Here is a 14,801-nt window from a genome sequence, read left to right on the forward strand (position 1 = left end):
TTTATCGTTCGGAATACATTGTATGTCAATTGTACACAGACTATCGGGAAAGTCAATTCATTAATACGCCTGTGAGGTTTAAATAAATTTTGCAACCCGGCTAAGCGTTTTCTCCTTGCCGATCAGTGCAATGGATTCTGGAAGTTCCGGACCGTGCATTTGGCCTGTCGCCACTACACGAATCGGCATGAAAAGGTTCTTGCCTTTATGTCCAGTTTCTTTTTGCACCGCTTTAATAGCTGCCTTAATCGAATCCGCATCAAATGATTCCAGTTCTGACAGTTGTTTATGGAAGGACGCCATCACTTCCGGCACTTGCTCCCCAGCCAATACTTCTTTGGATTGTTCATCATATTCCACTTCATCCGTGAAGAACTGGGCAGTCAATTCTACAATCTCCGCTCCATAGCTCAGCTGCGTATGGTAAAGCGCGATCAGGTCATGGACCCACGCACGCTGGTCGTCCGTCATGTTTTCAGGGATACGTCCAGCTGATTGCAAATGCGGCAGTGTCAGCTCGATTACTTCTTCCAAGCTGCGTTTTTTTACATATTGATTGTTCATCCAAGTCAACTTTTGCTTGTCAAACATGGATGGAGATTTGGATAAGCGGTTTTCGTCAAACAGCTTCACCAGCTCATCATGAGTAAAGATTTCCTCTTCCCCGCCCGGAGACCAGCCGAGCAGCGCGAAGAAGTTGAACATCGCGTCAGGCAAATAGCCAAGGTCCTTATATTGAGAAATAAATTGGATGATCGACTCGTCACGTTTCGACAGCTTTTTCCGATCTTCATTCACAATCAATGTCATATGGCCGAAGCGAGGGTATTCCCAGCCGAACACATCATAGATCATCAATTGCTTTGGTGTATTAGTCAAATGCTCTTCTCCACGGAAAACATGGGAGATTTTCATCAGATGATCATCGATGACCACCGCAAAGTTGTACGTGGGAATCCCGTTCGCTTTGACGAGCACCCAATCGCCCACATCTTTGGACTCGAATGCCACCTTGCCTCGAACCATATCATCCACTTCGTACGTTACATTTTCAGGAACCCTCATGCGAATTGTATATGGCATGCCGGCCGCTTCCTTTTCAGCTACTTCCTCAGCAGTCAAATGGCGGCAAGTGCCCGCATACATAGGAGCTGCAATGCCGGACGCTTTCTGTCTTTCCCGCTCTGCTTCCAGCTCTTCCGTCGTGCAGAAACATTTATAGGCACGGCCCTTTTCAAGCATTTCCTTTGCATATTCAGTATAGATATCCAAGCGTTCCATCTGGCGGTACGGACCATACGGCCCACCCACATCAACGGATTCATCATGATGGATACCCAGCCACTTCAAGTTATCAAGCTGTGACAATTCACCCGCTTCAATATTCCGTCCTATATCCGTATCCTCGATTCGGATTATGAACTTCCCTCCGTGGTGCCGGGCGAATAAATAGTTGAATAACGCTGTCCGGGCACCGCCGATATGTAAATGGCCTGTCGGGCTCGGCGCGTAACGTACGCGTACTTCTGTTGACATAATGAGTCCATCTCCGTTCATTTTATAAGTATTTCCTGTGTCATTTTACCATTGTGGCAATCAATTTGAAAGGTGTCATTCCTTGACAAGAAGAATGGTAGCCATAGAGGCAATCCCTTCTTCTCTCCCTGTGAAGCCCAACTTTTCAGTTGTCGTCGCCTTGACATTCACTTGTGACACGTCTGCTTTCAGCAGCTCCGCAACACGCTTCTGGATTTCACCGATATAAGGTGCCATTTTTGGCCGCTGGGCAATAATCGTGCAGTCAATGTTTCCAAGCTTGTATCCGCGTCCCTCGACGAGCTCCCAGATCTTTTCAAGCAAAACAGCAGAATCCGCGTCTTTAAACGCTGCATCGGTATCAGGGAAATGTCGTCCGATATCCCCTTCGCCAATCGCTCCGAGTGCTGCATCTGTAATCGTATGTAATAGTACATCCGCGTCCGAATGCCCTGTCAGCCCTTTTTCATGTGGAATCGTCACGCCTCCAATAATTAGCGGCCGTCCTTCTGCGAACTCATGCACGTCAAAACCTTGTCCAACTCGAATCATCATAATCCTCCTACTGTCTACGTGATAAAAAGATCTCGCCGAAGACAAGATCTTCTTTCGTCGTCATTTTCACATTATCGTACGTACTCTCCACTACTCTGATCGGATGTCCGAGCCTTTCCACAAGCATAGATTCATCAGTTCCAAGGAACCCTTCTGCTTCCGCCTTTTCGGATGCCTCCGCCAGCAACTCATACCGGAATGCCTGCGGCGTCTGGATGATCCAAAGACGGTCCCGATCCACCGTTTCCTCTACTATACCATCTGATGCCATTTTCATCGTATCCTTCGCTTGGACGCCGGCAATGGCAGCTCCATGAGCCTCCGCATTTTCAACGAGGCGGTGTATGACATCTCGGTGTATGAACGGCCTGGCCGCATCATGAACCAGAACAATGCCTCCGGTCTGATGCGCTCGGATGCAGGCGGCGACACTCTGCTGCCGCTCGCCTCCCCCATTAACCAGCTGATTTGCTTTGGAAATCTCGAACTGGCCAAGCAATCCTTCGATCTCATTCCTCTCGTCCGGACGGACAGCCAAAATAATCTGCTCGCAAGCGGGATCCTGTTCAAACAATTCCAAAGTATGAATTAATATTGGCTTATCGCCCAGTTCAAGAAAAAGCTTGTTTCGACCCGCACCCATCCGCTTGCCGCTTCCGGCTGCAGGGATCATAACTGTATATTTCACTAACTACCCCATCTTTCCAATTTTCGGCCGTTTGTATCTGATTTTCCGTTTTTCGGCTTGGCAAAAATCATCCGGCCTGCCGATGTTTGCAGCACACTTGTCACGACAACATCGATTGTATTGCCGATATGCGTTTTTCCCTCTTCGATGACAATCATTGTACCATCATCCAAATAAGCGACCCCTTGGTTATGCTCCTTGCCATCCTTAATAACAGCGACGTGCATCTCTTCACCCGGAATGACAACAGGCTTCACCGCATTGGCCAAATCATTAATATTCAATACAGATACACCATGAAGATCCGCTACTTTATTCAAATTAAAATCATTTGTTACAACAAGTCCATTCATGCTTTTTGCCAGGCGGACAAGCTTGAGATCCACTTCCGCCACGTCTGCGAAGTCTTCATCAGTAATTAGTATTTGAGGCCCTTCTTCCGTCTGTAGACGCTTTAAAACGTCTAGGCCCCGTCTTCCTTTCGTACGCTTTAACGTATCGGAGGAATCCGCGATATGCTGTAATTCCGTAAGGACAAACTGAGGTACGACCAAGATCCCTTCCAGAAATCCAGTGGATGCAATATCTGCTACTCGGCCATCAATGATGACACTCGTATCTAAAATTTTATTCAGGCTATCCTTCGGACGGGCAGCCTCTCCCCCATCTTTTTTCTTCGGACCGCTGTTGCGAATGGATACCATGGCATTAATAAACTCTTCCCGCTTTTTAAATCCCACTTGAAAGCCGAGATATCCGAGCAAAATAGATAGCAGGACAGGAAGAATGGATGTAATGATCGGTATTTCAACGCTGCTAAGGCCAAAGCTCACGAGGAAAGCGACACTTAACCCGACCATCAGCCCGATGGTTCCGAATAACAAATCAAAAATAGGTGCCTTCAATAGTAGATCTTCCATCCACTTGATGAAATTCACAATTGGTTCAGTTAGAAAGATACTTAATAAATATAAAACAATAGCGCCAATTACAGCTGCCACATAAGGGTTATCGATCATCGGTCTGGACGTGAAAGAAAAAAGAGAAAATAAATGCGGTAAAAACAAGACGCCGAGCGTGCCGCCGATCAGCAAAAAACCGACTTGGACAACTCTTTTTAACATAGGAACACCTCCTTTTATTAGTAAATACTATACACGTATTCAGTTAATTACGCTTAAATGAACACCCCATCTCCTCAAAAATAAACCTTTCCTATTAGACCTCATGACACTTCAACAGGTTTCGACTTGAAACAAAATCAGTACATCTGTATCATTTCGGGCGCATGCCCGGGCAGCCCTGCAGATCAGGACTGTCCGAATGCCAGCTTCATCGCGTCACCTATCGTTTCGACACCTACGACTTGAATCCCTGCCGGATAATCCCAGCCACCCAAATTGGAGCTCGGAACGAAGGCACGCTCAAAGCCTAATTTAGCCGCCTCTGTCACCCGCTGTTCAATGCGGGATACCCGCCGGACCTCTCCGGTCAATCCTACTTCGCCGATAAAGCAATCCGTAACGCCGACCGAAAGATCCCGGTAGCTGGACACGATGCTCATTAGCACGGCCAAGTCGATCGCAGGCTCATCCAGCTTGACGCCTCCTGCGACTTTAATATACGCATCTTGCGCCTGTAATAGCATACCCATTCTCTTTTCCAAAACGGCCATGAGAAGAGACACCCGATTTTGATCAAGTCCGGTCGCCATCCGTTTCGGATAATTAAAACTCGATGGTGTAACAAGCGCTTGGATCTCCACTAGGATAGGCCTTGTTCCTTCCATGGAAGCGACAACAGTGGAACCAGCCCCACCTTGAGAACGTTCCCGCAAAAATAGTTCAGATGGATTCAGCACTTCTTTCAACCCGGATTGCAGCATCTCAAAAATGGCAATTTCGTTCGTTGAGCCGAAACGGTTTTTTACACTGCGCAAAATCCGATACGTATGGTGGCGCTCTCCTTCAAAATATAGAACGGTGTCCACCATATGCTCCAGCAGTCTAGGACCAGCAATCTGTCCATCCTTCGTTACGTGCCCGACAATAAAAATGGCGATATTCTGCGTTTTGGCTATTCGCATCAATTCCGCTGTACATTCTCTCACCTGGGAGACACTTCCCGGCGCGGACGTCACTTCGGGATGATGGATTGTCTGAATGGAATCGGCAATGACTAGCTGAGGCTTCACTTCGGCAATCGTCTCATGTATCTTACCCAAATCCGTCTCTGCGTAAATGTAAAGTTCGTCTGATATTACACCTAATCGTTCAGCACGAAGCTTTGTCTGCCGGATCGATTCCTCACCCGAAATATAGAGAACCCGCTGGCCTTTATTCGCCAAGAGCGAGGAGACTTGAAGGAGCAAGGTCGATTTACCGATCCCCGGGTCCCCCCCGATTAATATGAGGGAGCCCGGCACAATGCCCCCTCCAAGAACACGGTTCAACTCATCAAGGTCCGTATCGACTCTCGGTTCCTGAATCGTTTCAATTGAATTGATCGGCACCGCTTTACTTAGAATGCCCGTTGAGTGCTGAAATGCGCCACGCGGCCCTTTTTGAACAATCTCAACTTCCTCATCCATCGTATTCCATTCCCCGCAGCCCGGACATCGTCCCATCCATTTAGGGGACTCATAGCCGCAAGACCTGCACATGAACTTCGTTTTCTTTTTAGCCATTCGTTCCTCCATATAAAAAGACAGCCCTTTCCACCGATTCATAGCTAGGCGGAAGGGCTATCCTTTCTACTGTTATTTTTCTGTGACAGCTTCTTTTTCAGTTTTCACAACAAAATTGCCATCTTCTACATCGACGATCACTTTTCCGCCTGTAAGCACCGTACCTTTAAGAAGTTCTTCAGACAACTTATCTTCTACATGTTTTTGAAGCGCACGGCGCAATGGACGAGCCCCGTAATCAGGGTCATATCCTTCTTCCGCGATTTTCATTTTCGCTTCGTCCGTCAAGACAAGTTCAATGTCCTGCTCAGCAAGGCGTTTTGTCAATTCATTCGACATCAGTGTAACAATCTCTTTTAAATGCTCTTTTTCAAGTGAATGGAAGACAATCATTTCATCCACACGGTTCAAAAATTCAGGACGGAATGCTTTTTTCAACTCTTCTAGCATTTTGCCTTTCATATCTTCGTAATCCCGTTCGCCGTCTTGAAGGTTGAATCCGACATAACGGTTCTTTTTCAAAGCTTCCGCTCCTACGTTCGATGTCATAATAACAACCGTATTGCGGAAGTCGACCGTACGACCCTTCGAATCCGTTAGCCTTCCATCCTCCAAAACTTGCAGGAGAATATTAAAGACATCAGGATGCGCCTTCTCGATTTCATCAAGCAGGACAACGGAGTATGGTTTGCGGCGTACTTTTTCTGTCAATTGCCCGCCTTCATCATAGCCGACGTAGCCAGGAGGTGAGCCGACGAGTCGGGATGTGGCATGCTTTTCCATGTACTCGGACATGTCAATCCGAATCATCGCATCTTCGTCACCAAACATCGCTTCCGCCAGTGCACGGGCCAGTTCTGTCTTCCCGACCCCTGTAGGACCAAGGAAAATGAATGAACCAATCGGACGCTTCGGATCTTTCAATCCGGCACGCGCACGTCGAATTGCCCGGGAAATGGCCGTTACCGCTTCTTTTTGGCCAATGACGCGCTCATGAAGCAATTCTTCCATGTTCAACAATTTAGCAGTCTCTGTCTCGGCAATTTTAGCGACCGGCACGCCAGTCCACATCGCAACGACTTCCGCTATATCATTAACCGTAACTTCCGATTCTTTTTGGCCTTGTTTTTCTTTCCAAGCTGCCTTCGTTTTTTCGAGCTCTTCCTTCATCTTCTGTTCCTTATCTCGGAAGGAAGCGGCCTTTTCGAATTCCTGGCTTTGAACTGCCGCGTTCTTCTCATGGCGGATTGCTTCCAGCTTCGCTTCCAACTCTTTTAAGTTAGGAGGCGTTGTATAAGAACGAAGGCGCACCTTTGAACCCGCTTCGTCGATTAAATCGATCGCTTTGTCTGGAAGGAAACGGTCCGATATATAGCGATCTGACATTTTCGCAGCCGCTTCGATTGCCTCATCTGTAATCTTTACCCGGTGATGCGCTTCATACCGGTCTCTAAGCCCACGGATGATCTGGATGGACTCTTCAACTGTCGGTTCATCGACTTGAATCGGTTGGAAACGGCGCTCCAGCGCAGCGTCCTTCTCAATATATTTCCGGTATTCATCAAGCGTCGTTGCACCGATGCATTGTAGCTCCCCGCGAGCCAAAGATGGCTTCAGAATGTTAGAGGCATCGATCGCCCCTTCTGCTCCACCGGCTCCGATCAATGTGTGCAATTCATCGATAAATAAAATGATATTTCCGGCTTGACGGATTTCCTCCATCACTTTTTTCATGCGGTCTTCAAATTCACCACGGTATTTTGTACCTGCGACGACTGTTCCCATATCGAGCGTCATAACCCGTTTGTCACGAAGAATTTCCGGTACTTCATTGTTGACGATCTGCTGGGCAAGACCTTCCGCAATCGCTGTCTTCCCGACACCCGGCTCTCCAATTAATACTGGGTTGTTTTTCGTGCGGCGTGCAAGCACTTCAATAACACGTGTAATTTCCTTGCTCCGTCCGATGACAGGGTCCAAAGATCCTTCACGGGCGATTTCAGTCAAATCACGGGCCAGACTATCCAATGTCGGCGTAGAGGCCGAAGAGGACGGCCCTTGAGTTCCTACTGAGCTGTCATTGTTTCCTAGCAATTGCAGCACCTGCTGCCGTGCCCGGTTCAAGCTGACGCCTGCATTGTTCAGCACGCGCGCTGCGACTCCTTCACCTTCCCGAATCAATGCAAGCAGAATATGCTCAGTTCCAATGTAAGAATGGCCGAGTTTCCGAGATTCATCTACAGAAAGCTCAATCACTTTTTTCGCTCTTGGTGTGTAATGTACAATTGGGCCGACATCCTTATTGCCTGTTCCAACGAGGCTTTCAACGCCTTTTTCGATCGTTTCGAAGCTGACATCGATAGCTTCAAGCGCTTTAGCTGCAATGCCTCCACCTTCACGGATCAATCCTAATAAAATGTGTTCTGTGCCGATGGATTCATGTTTCATCCGAATTGCTTCTTCTTGAGCCAGTTGCAGTACTTTTTGGGCCCTCTGCGTAAGACGATTATTAAACATCATATCCATTCCACTCCTTCTATACGAATATCAACTTTTCCCCGCTTTACTAGCACGGAATAGGGATTTCAATTCATCAAAAATCTAGTCTGTTTGACTTTGACTATCTTTGACTTAATTATACAAGATGGAAAGCATGTGTGCAAAACAGATGCTCATTCTCCGGATTCCTCTTCCATTGACCTTTTAGTGCCCACTTCAAGCCTTTCCCGGAACAGTTTCGCCCGGAAAATATCCCGTTCTTCAGCCGTTAACTCCGTTCCCGCATATTGCTGGAGGAACCCCGGCTGCATAAAAATCATCAGTTCATTCAAGATGGTCATATCGATATCTTGAATGATATCCATATCGATTCCCAGACGGACATCCGATAAGCAGCGGGCTGCTTCTTCTGATGGCAGAAGACGGGCATAGGTGATAGTGCCAAGAGAGCGGAACAATCTGTTTTCAAGCGCAATTCGGGATTTGGACATGAGAAGCTCACGCGACCTGCGTTCATGTGCAATTAGACGTAATGTAATATTCTTCAACTCGGACAGGATCTCCTTCTCGGTTTTGCCGAGGGTCGTCTGATTGGAGACTTGATAGATATTTCCGAGCGCCTCACTGCCTTCACCATAACTTCCACGGACTACAAATCCAAGTCGCGAGATTGCCGGGATGATGCGATTTATTTGCTTTGTCATCGTCAATGTCGGCAAGTGCATCATGACAGATGCACGCATTCCAGTCCCCGTATTGGATGGACAGCTTGTCAAATAGCCAAATTGTTCATCAAAAGCATAGGGAAGTTTCTTCTCTAAAAAATCATCCACCAAATCCGCCTTTTCATAAGCGCTATCCAGTTGGAATCCGGGATAAATGCATTGAATTCGAATATGGTCCTCTTCATTCACCATAATGCTGAGCGTTTCGTCCTCCGACAGAACGACTGCACCATGTCTTTCCGGATCGGTCAATTGTGGACTGATTAAATGCTTTTCCACTAACACTTGCCTTTCAAGAAGTGGCAATTCAGAGACCTTCATATAGGAATACCCATTTTCTTCTGAGTTAAGCAGTGCCTCTGTAATTAGATGATCAACATCCTTCGCTTCCTCGGGTGAAAATGCGATCGGGAACCTTCGGCCTCTTAAATTTCGCGCTAGGCGTATTCGAGTAGACATGACAATATCGGAATGTTCGCCATGGGAAGACATCCAGCCCGTCACTGAGTTTTTCATGAAGTTATCAATTGACATGGGCGTCACCTCCTCCGTCCATCATCAGCCTTTTCAGTTCGTTCGCTTCATCACGCAAAGAAGCAGCCTCTTCAAACCGTTCTTCTTCGATGGCTTCTTGCATTTTCAACCGGATTTCCTCGATCCGTTTTTTCACAGCGAATAATTCATTAAAAGAGACAGGGATTTTACCAGTGTGACTGGAGTGCCCATTATGCAGCTTGCCAAACAAGCGAGGCAGGCGTTCTCTGAACGTGTCGTAGCAAGTGGAGCAGCCAAATTTCCCAATGTCCAGAAACTTTCTGAACGTTAATCCGCAATCCGGACACTCAGGACCTTCCGCCAGCGGCTCTTTCGCCTGCTGTTGAGACTGGAATGGCTCTGAACTGCCAAGCCAATTAGAAAGGAATTGCTGGATGGAAAGGGGCTCTTGGTTTGGATCGAAATGAAACATTTTGGATTGGAAAGCACATCTTTCACACATATGACGCTCCGAAGATCCTTGCATCGTTTCCTGTGTGAAGATGACAGAAGCCGGCCTTTCGTTGCAAATTTCACATAACATCGTTTGCCACCTCTTCTTCTATAGTCACTGGTTTTTATTATGTTCGTAAATTAATGTCACAAGCATCGCCTGCAATATCCTCCCTCGGATGATATCGCGTTCCGGAAGCGGATAATGGAGTGTCGTCCTGTCTACCGCAGCCAAAATGATTCTCGATTCACGCTCGGAGATAACTTTCTCTTGCAGCAGACGATAGATGACATCCTCAGCCATTGTGTAGGTAGCCCCATCTTGAAGTCCTCTTAAAATATGCTCAATCAATTCTTTATGCGAATTGGTTTTCACTTGGTAGATGCGTATATAGCCGCCTCCGCCCCTCTTTGATTCGACTGCATATCCCCGTTCCACTGTGAATCGTGTATTGATAACATAATTGATCTGGGAAGGCACGCATTGAAATTTTTCCGCAATTTCACTCCGTTTAATTTCAATAACGCCGTTCTCGCCCTTTTCAATAATCTTTTTTAAATATCCTTCTATTACATCCGAAATATTCCGCATGTGTTTTCACTCCTTCCGTTGCGAAGTGATAAGCCATTGACTTTGACTATCTTTGACTTAATTATACACGATAATACATTGTTTTCACAATTGATTTGCAGTCAAAAAAGAAAGGTTTTGATTTGGCTGGAACGGGTAATTAAGAGGTTGAGGATTTTTTTCTGACCTCTTTTTTCCTCTACCTTATGGGCTTCAGCTGTTATATATGCTATACACAACCTGAACCCACCCCCAAACAAAAAGCTCCTGGTACGATAACTACTACGGAGGAGATTTACAAGTGAATTGGTATGAAAAGCTAAGTGAATATTTCCCGATTGAAGAGATGAAGTCAAAGGAACATATGGAGGCGCTTCTAAACGATAAGAAGAATATCTATCGTAAAGAAGAAGGGCCGCATCATGTATTGATGTTTGTGGAGACAGAATCATTCATTTTCATCGATTACCTATTCGTCTCAGCACAATCAAGAGGCGCGGGAATCGGTAGGAAACTGCTGAATTCTTTGAAACAGAAAGGGAAACCGATCATTCTGGAAGTGGAGCCCGTGGATTACGAAGATACCGATACAGAAAAACGCCTGAAATTTTACGCCCGCGAAAACTTCCATCATGCACGCAGGATCGGCTACAGCAGACGTTCGTTAGCTACAGGGGAGCAAAATGATATGGAAATCCTATTTTGGTCTCCAGATGATGCAGATGAGGAAAGCGTCTACGATGCGATGAAAATGACATATGAAGATATCCATACGTACAAGGATGAAGCATTTTACGGAGAACCATACGACCCGGCTGAAAAAGTGCTTGTTTTTACAACCGAGAAGAAGAAATGCATTTTAGAACCGTATTTAGCTTGATGCAGGATGTATGATTTCTAAAGGGATCAACATGCCGGTACATTTGCAAATGAAATAAGTGGCCCTGCCGCCTCTTTCCAATAAGGAGAACAGCCCGCAAGAATAGGGTTGTTCTCCTATTTTAGTACGATTGCTCAGCTATCTTGCATGAAACTATAATGGGGATACGACGTACATAGGGAAAGGAGATGATGATATGGAGGACAACAGGATTTCTAAGCGCGGACATCCAAACGCATTGTCCGCTTGGAAAAGAATGTATTACTACGCAGTCATCGCCGGACTGTCCATCTTTGCCATTTTTATCTTCACTGTGTTTTGGGATCTCTTCCTCACGCAAGAGTGGTTTCTAGCCATAATTTTCGGGGGCCTCTTCCTTTTCCTTTGCTGGATAATTATTATGATTCTCCGGGCTCCACGAACTAGCGGCGTAACCAAACTTGAACAAATCGACACGCGTACCGGCTATATCATTCATGCGGAAAATGAGTGGACAGGGGAGAAGGAAACGATTTCGTTTTATTGGGATCAAGTTGATGCGTTACTAATCGGCATCTGGACCAACCCCGGCTTCAAGGAACGGAAATATGATTACGTCGGAGCACGGCTCGTCTATCGTTACAACGAAGCGGGCGTGAAAAAATACGCTGACCACATCATTGTGTGCGAGAAAAAGTTGGACGAGTGGGTTGACAAGATTAGAAAACATGCCATTCCCTGCCGCGTGACAAATGCTAATATTTCAGCGGTTAAAAAAGAGGAATTTGATGAAATGCTTACGGAAGTCACTGCAGTTCCGATCAGCGAAATTCCGTCTATTAGGGATTGGTTTATGGAGCAGGAGGATTTTACACTTTGGCACCCTTCCACAAGACCTCAGAAAAAGTAACTTCGCAGCCTTTATAACAAAAAGGCAATCACTTACCGGTTTCGCAGTAAGTATTGCCTTTTTTATATCATATAGTCACAGGTGTTTTTTTCAACGGTTCCAAATCGACCTCGAACCCTAAATCTTCGAGCATTTGCCTGTCGCGGTCGCTCTCCTGGCCCGCTGTAGTCAAGTAATCGCCGATAAAGATGGAATTGGCAGGATACAGACCAAGGGGCTGCAAGGAGCGTAAATTTACTTCCCGTCCACCTGAAATTCGAATTTCCTTTGTCGGGTTGATGAAACGGAACAGACTGAGCACTTTCAAGCAATACCGCGGCGTCAGTTCATTCGTTCCTTCGAGCGGAGTGCCATCGACTGCATGCAGGAAATTGACAGGAATCGAATCCGCGTCCAATGCATGCAAACTGCGCGCCATGTCGATAATATCCTCTTTCGTTTCACGCATGCCGACGATAACGCCGGAGCATGGCGAAATGCCGGCTTCCTTTGCAGATTCTACAGTATTCACACGATCGTCGTATGTATGAGATGTCGTGATGTTGCTGTGATGAGACGCGGACGTATTAATGTTGTGATTGTAACGATCCACTCCCGCCTCTTTCAGTCGCTTCGCTTGCTCTGGCTTCAAAATACCGAGACACGCGCAAACCGTCATATCCGCATGCTTGCTTTTAATCTCCTTGACGGAATCAATTACGATTTCGAGTTCCCGATTCACAGGTCCCCGGCCGCTCGCCACGATGCAATAGGTCCCAGCATTTACAGAAGCTGCCCGCTCCGCCCCTGCCACTATCTCCTCCTGTTTCATCATTGCATACTTTTCAATCGGTGCCTGCGAGACAATCGACTGGGCACAATAACCGCAATTCTCTGGACACAAACCCGATTTGGTATTAATGATCATGTTCAGCTTTACTTTATTTCCATAGTAATGTTTACGGACTTTATAAGCCGCATGGAGCAACGGCAGTAAATCTTCGTCTGGACTTTCCAGGATGGCCATCGCTTCAGCATCCGTCAGGGTCTCCCCTTGCAACACCCGATCCGCCAATGCTTCGTAATTCATCATCGTCTTCTCCTCACTTTCAATACTTTATACATCCTGCGGCCAAAGACCCCTGCAAGAATAGACAGGATAATATCCTTTGGCAACGGCGGAATCATCCACGCCCAAGCCACTTTATAAGTAAATGCATCAGGCGCTTTTGCCCACAGTTTATATGCAAAATACATCCAATTCGTACCGAGTAAATAACTGACGACAATGGCAACCAGGCCAGCCAGAATGTAACTTTGTAAACTTCCGTTTTTCTCCACAATCTTGCCTGCTATATACGCTACCAGTATAAAAGAAATGACAAAGCCAAATGTCGGGCTTAAAATTTGAGCAAAGCCACCTTGAAATTTCGCAAATACAGGCGCTCCCGCCAATCCGACGGTAGCATAAACCACCATTGATATCGCTCCAAGGCGACTCCCGAGAATGAGTCCTGCCAAAACAGCGAAAAACGGCTGCAACGTAATAGGTACGCCGCCCACTACAAGAAACGGAACAAAGGAAGTAATATTAGCCCCGATCATCATAAGAGCAGCAAACATACCGCAATACACTAGACTTAACGCACTCATTCCACTATTTTGTTTTGCTGATACTGTTGCCATCCAATACACCTCATTTAACTAATTATCTGTAGTAATAGAATATAAGCTCACAAAATATGTGTCAACCATATTTTGATTCTAGGTTAACTCATTTTATTTATCATTACAGATTAGAGGATACAATAGACGGTTATGTTCCTCCCTTCTGTCTTAAGGGGACGTTGTTGGTTGAATGATCGATTCTCTGAAACGGGATGAGGATGGGTCGGACGGAGTTTACATGTAGGTGGGTATGCGCGCGTGCAATATCCGAGGAGTGATCAACAGATCTAGTGGAAACCCTTTTGCTAGATAACAAAAAAATCGACAGCTCTCCGCTGCCGATTTTCCATTCATCTATTCTTGTCTTCACTCTTCGGGAATAGGAAATACGCAATGATCCCACTGAAGACAGCGGCTCCGATTGTAATCCACACACGGGATGATTCGGGCACTTCTTGAAAGTTCTTTGTTAACATATACCAAGCGATCCAGCCGACAATGAGCCCGATCGGAACGGAATATTTAAAAATCCTCAAGTGATTCACCTTCTGCCATTTATGTACTATGAATAGTGTAGCACAGTCCCCTGTTCCTGCCCAACCTATGAAGAGGACTTGACGGTTTCGAGAATAAGCGTTATGATGTTTGAAATTATTCAAACAACTATATATGAATCTATTCTTATCAAGAGAAGCTGAGGGACTGGCCCGACGAAGCTTCAGCAACCAGCCATTTTCGGTCAGGTGCTAATTCCAGCAGGCAACTAGCCTGAAAGATGAGAAGGATTGAATTGCGATATATTCAAAGCCTTCTTTTCGAGAAGGCTTTTTTATTTTTCTGATTACATTAAACGTACATACATGACGAGAAGGGACGAGATGAGATGACTTTTTTAGATGATTTAAAACACAAGGTACTGCTAGCCGATGGGGCGATGGGCACTTTGCTTTATTCTTACGGCATCGACTTTTGTTATGAAGAGTTGAACGTGGAGAAACCGGAAATCATTGAAAAGATCCATTTAGATTATATTGCAGCAGGTTCCGATATCATCCAAACGAACACGTATAGTGCCAATGCGCATAAACTCGCACGCTACGGCATGGAAGGCCGAGTGAAGGAGTTCAATGAGGCCGCA

General features: G+C 46.1%; 15 protein-coding genes, 1 riboswitch and 1 other annotated feature (1 of these 17 running past the window's edge). Of the genes, 3 read left to right on the forward strand and 12 right to left on the reverse strand.

Annotated features, from left to right (window positions below):
* Positions 1 to 5: a binding site (T-box leader), on the reverse strand; it reaches 209 nt to the left of the window's first position.
* Positions 6 to 78: 73 nt separating this feature from the next.
* The 9 genes from gltX to NCCP2222_RS05640 all read right to left on the reverse strand — a co-directional run bounded on the left by gltX (position 79) and on the right by NCCP2222_RS05640 (position 10,268).
* Complete coding sequence (gltX, locus tag NCCP2222_RS05600; protein ID WP_248510372.1) at positions 79 to 1,536, reverse strand: glutamate--tRNA ligase; 1,458 nt, start codon at positions 1,534 to 1,536, stop codon at positions 79 to 81.
* 75 nt (positions 1,537 to 1,611) lie between these two features.
* Positions 1,612 to 2,088: a 2-C-methyl-D-erythritol 2,4-cyclodiphosphate synthase gene (gene ispF / locus NCCP2222_RS05605; RefSeq protein WP_248510373.1), complete on the reverse strand. Its 477-nt coding sequence runs from the start codon at positions 2,086 to 2,088 to the stop codon at positions 1,612 to 1,614.
* 10 nt (positions 2,089 to 2,098) lie between these two features.
* On the reverse strand, positions 2,099 to 2,779 hold the full coding sequence (gene ispD, locus NCCP2222_RS05610) for a 2-C-methyl-D-erythritol 4-phosphate cytidylyltransferase (RefSeq protein WP_248510376.1): 681 nt from the start codon (positions 2,777 to 2,779) through the stop codon (positions 2,099 to 2,101).
* On the reverse strand, positions 2,779 to 3,903 hold the full coding sequence (locus NCCP2222_RS05615) for a PIN/TRAM domain-containing protein (protein ID WP_248510378.1): 1,125 nt from the start codon (positions 3,901 to 3,903) through the stop codon (positions 2,779 to 2,781). The genes ispD and NCCP2222_RS05615 overlap by 1 nt, the downstream gene beginning before the upstream one ends.
* Positions 3,904 to 4,088: 185 nt before the next feature.
* Positions 4,089 to 5,465: a DNA repair protein RadA gene (gene radA, locus NCCP2222_RS05620; RefSeq protein ID WP_248510380.1), complete on the reverse strand. Its 1,377-nt coding sequence runs from the start codon at positions 5,463 to 5,465 to the stop codon at positions 4,089 to 4,091.
* Between the two features lie 72 nt (positions 5,466 to 5,537).
* Complete coding sequence (clpC, locus tag NCCP2222_RS05625) at positions 5,538 to 7,985, reverse strand: ATP-dependent Clp protease ATP-binding subunit (RefSeq protein WP_248510382.1); 2,448 nt, start codon at positions 7,983 to 7,985, stop codon at positions 5,538 to 5,540.
* Positions 7,986 to 8,137: 152 nt separating this feature from the next.
* On the reverse strand, positions 8,138 to 9,223 hold the full coding sequence (gene mcsB, locus NCCP2222_RS05630; RefSeq protein ID WP_248510384.1) for a protein-arginine kinase McsB: 1,086 nt from the start codon (positions 9,221 to 9,223) through the stop codon (positions 8,138 to 8,140).
* Entirely contained in the window at positions 9,213 to 9,767 is a 555-nt protein-coding gene (locus NCCP2222_RS05635; RefSeq protein ID WP_248510386.1) for a UvrB/UvrC motif-containing protein, read from the reverse strand. Before NCCP2222_RS05635 ends, mcsB begins: the two co-directional genes overlap by 11 nt.
* 24 nt (positions 9,768 to 9,791) lie before the next feature.
* Positions 9,792 to 10,268 carry a CtsR family transcriptional regulator gene (locus NCCP2222_RS05640; RefSeq protein ID WP_248510388.1) on the reverse strand — a complete coding sequence of 159 codons (477 nt, stop codon included), beginning with the start codon at positions 10,266 to 10,268 and terminating at the stop codon, positions 9,792 to 9,794.
* A gap of 280 nt (positions 10,269 to 10,548) precedes the next feature.
* Here NCCP2222_RS05640 and NCCP2222_RS05645 point away from each other — a divergent pair, with 280 nt between their 5' ends.
* Complete coding sequence (locus tag NCCP2222_RS05645) at positions 10,549 to 11,127, forward strand: N-acetyltransferase (RefSeq protein WP_248510390.1); 579 nt, start codon at positions 10,549 to 10,551, stop codon at positions 11,125 to 11,127.
* 196 nt (positions 11,128 to 11,323) lie between these two features.
* Complete coding sequence (locus NCCP2222_RS05650; protein WP_248510391.1) at positions 11,324 to 12,016, forward strand: hypothetical protein; 693 nt, start codon at positions 11,324 to 11,326, stop codon at positions 12,014 to 12,016.
* Between the two features lie 67 nt (positions 12,017 to 12,083).
* On the opposite strand, the gene bioB is transcribed toward NCCP2222_RS05650, so the two are convergent.
* The 3 genes from bioB to NCCP2222_RS05665 all read right to left on the reverse strand — a co-directional run bounded on the left by bioB (position 12,084) and on the right by NCCP2222_RS05665 (position 14,199).
* A complete protein-coding gene (bioB, locus tag NCCP2222_RS05655; protein ID WP_248510392.1) occupies positions 12,084 to 13,088 on the reverse strand; it encodes a biotin synthase BioB in 1,005 nt (334 codons plus the stop codon).
* Complete coding sequence (locus tag NCCP2222_RS05660) at positions 13,085 to 13,681, reverse strand: biotin transporter BioY (RefSeq protein WP_248510393.1); 597 nt, start codon at positions 13,679 to 13,681, stop codon at positions 13,085 to 13,087. The genes bioB and NCCP2222_RS05660 overlap by 4 nt, the downstream gene beginning before the upstream one ends.
* Positions 13,682 to 14,013: 332 nt before the next feature.
* Positions 14,014 to 14,199, reverse strand: a complete 186-nt coding sequence (locus NCCP2222_RS05665; protein WP_248510394.1) for a histidine kinase — start codon at positions 14,197 to 14,199, stop codon at positions 14,014 to 14,016.
* Positions 14,200 to 14,341: 142 nt separating this feature from the next.
* Positions 14,342 to 14,445: riboswitch (SAM riboswitch) on the forward strand.
* A gap of 101 nt (positions 14,446 to 14,546) precedes the next feature.
* On the opposite strand from NCCP2222_RS05665, the gene NCCP2222_RS05670 reads away from it, so the two are divergent.
* Positions 14,547 to 14,801: homocysteine S-methyltransferase family protein (locus NCCP2222_RS05670; protein WP_248510395.1), on the forward strand; the 255-nt coding region annotated here is incomplete at its 3' end.

This window comes from Sporosarcina sp. NCCP-2222 (genome assembly GCF_023168145.1).
GTDB lineage: Bacteria > Bacillota > Bacilli > Bacillales_A > Planococcaceae > Sporosarcina.